1 protein-coding gene is annotated in these 1,194 nt (G+C 77.4%); it reads left to right on the top strand.

Annotated features, from left to right (window positions below; all coding sequences use genetic code 11):
• On the top strand, positions 1–1,191 hold a 1,191-nt coding region (locus tag AB8Z36_RS40955), incomplete at its 5' end, for an MFS transporter (RefSeq protein ID WP_369218416.1).
• Positions 1,192–1,194 lie beyond the last annotated feature (3 nt).

The raw sequence follows: 1,194 nt of genomic DNA, 5'->3' as shown, positions 1-1,194 counted from the left end.
GCCGCCCGCCGTCCCCGCACCGCCTACCGTGAGCTGCGCCGGGTGCCCGGCTTCCGGCGGCTCGCGGTGCTCGGCATGGTGTCGAAACTGCCGGTCGGCATGGTGGGCCTGAGCCTGCTGCTCCTGGTCGGTGGCGCCTACTCGTACGGCACCGCCGGGCTCGCGGTGGGCGGGCTCGCGCTCGGTCAGGGAGTGACGGCGCCCTGGCGTGGGCGGCTCCTCGACCGGCACGGTCCGCGCGTGGTCCTGCTCCGCTGCCTGGCGGCGCAACTGGCGGCCATGGGCCTGCTGCTGTACGCGGTGTCGCGGCATGCCGCCACCGCCGCCGTCCTCGCCTCGGCGGTGGCCCTGGGGGCGAGCGCGCCGCCGGTCGCCGTCATGATGCGGGCCCTCTGGCACCCGGTGACCGACGGCACGACCCTGGCCTCCGCGATGGCCCTGGACGCGGCCATGACGGGCACCGCGCTGATCACCGGGCCGCTGCTCGCGGGGTGGCTCAGTGTGTCCTTCGGGACCGCCACGCCCTTCGCGGTCATCGCCGTACTGACGGTCTGCGTGGTCGCGCCGCTGCTCGGCACGCCCGTGCGGACATCCGGCGCGCCCCGCGCGGCCGGGCCTCTCCTCGGCCCGCTCGCGTCCGCGCCGCTGCGGCGGCTGCTCGCCGCCAACTGCCTCTTCGTCACGGCCGTCACGGCGGTCGACGTGGTCCTGCCGATCCACGCCGCCCAGCACGGCGCCACCGCCTATACGGGCCTGTACCTCGCGGCCCTGTCCGTCGGCAGCGTCCTGGGCAGCCTGGCCCTCGGCGCGGCCCCCGGTCTCGTCCGCCGGGGTGCCGGGCTCTGTGTCCCGCTCTGCGTCTTCGCCGCGGGGACGGGCGCGCTGGCGCTCGCCGCCCGTGTCTCCCCGCTCGCGGTGCTCCTGCTCTGCCCGGTGGCCGGGCTCGCCGTCGGCTGTACCTTCGGGGCGCTGCGCGCGATCGGCGGCGACCTCGCGCCCCCGGGCCGGATCACCGAGACGATGTCCTGGCTCTCCAGCATGGACACGGCGGGGGGCGCCCTGGGTGCGACGCTGTCCGCGCAGGTCGCGGCGGCGAGAGGGGGCGGGACGGCGCTGCTGGCGGTGTGCGGCGTCGCGGTGCTGGCGGCGGTGGCCGGACGGCCGGGACGCGACCGGCCCCCGATAAACTGACGC

It is taken from the genome of Streptomyces flavofungini (genome assembly GCF_041028215.1).
Taxonomy (GTDB): domain Bacteria; phylum Actinomycetota; class Actinomycetes; order Streptomycetales; family Streptomycetaceae; genus Streptomyces; species Streptomyces flavofungini_B.
The sequence above is the reverse complement of the archived record's forward strand: the minus strand, read 5'-3'. Positions and strand labels throughout refer to the sequence as shown.